Source organism: Pseudomonas sp. RW407, from assembly GCF_003176655.1.
Lineage (GTDB): Bacteria > Pseudomonadota > Gammaproteobacteria > Pseudomonadales > Pseudomonadaceae > Pseudomonas > Pseudomonas delhiensis.
On sequence record NZ_QGSL01000104.1, the window covers coordinates 1 to 403 of the forward strand.

Consider the following 403-nt stretch of genomic DNA (forward strand, 5'->3'; position numbering starts at 1 on the left):
ACCCGCACCACCTCGGTGAGGCGCTGCAGCGGGTGGTCGTAGTGCAGGTGCAGGCGCAGCCCGCCGCTGGCGGTGATGTCCAGCAGGCGGCCGTCGGCGCCGCGGTTGAAGTGCAGGTAGTGGCCCAGGGCGTTCTCGAGGCGTTGCAGCGGGGCGGGGCTGCCGTCCGCGGGCAGTTCGCCGAAGTAGAAGAACTGGTTGTCGAGGCTCTGCAGCAGGTAGTGGCCACCCTGGCTGCGCACCAGGTAGACCTGCTCGTTGGCGGCGAACACCCGCTCGCCCGGTTCCAGGGCGACGAAGGGCACGCTGCGGCCCTGGTTGTCGCTCAGGTAGACGAACTCGCCGGCCTGGCGCAGGCTCTGGTCCCAGGGCAGCACCCAGCCGCGGCCGAGCACGCTGTCCA

At 71.0% G+C, this 403-nt stretch carries 1 pseudogene; it reads right to left on the reverse strand.

The window, feature by feature from the left end:
- Window positions 1–403, reverse strand: a pseudogene (locus DK254_RS16885) (type IV secretion protein Rhs); the annotation flags it as partial.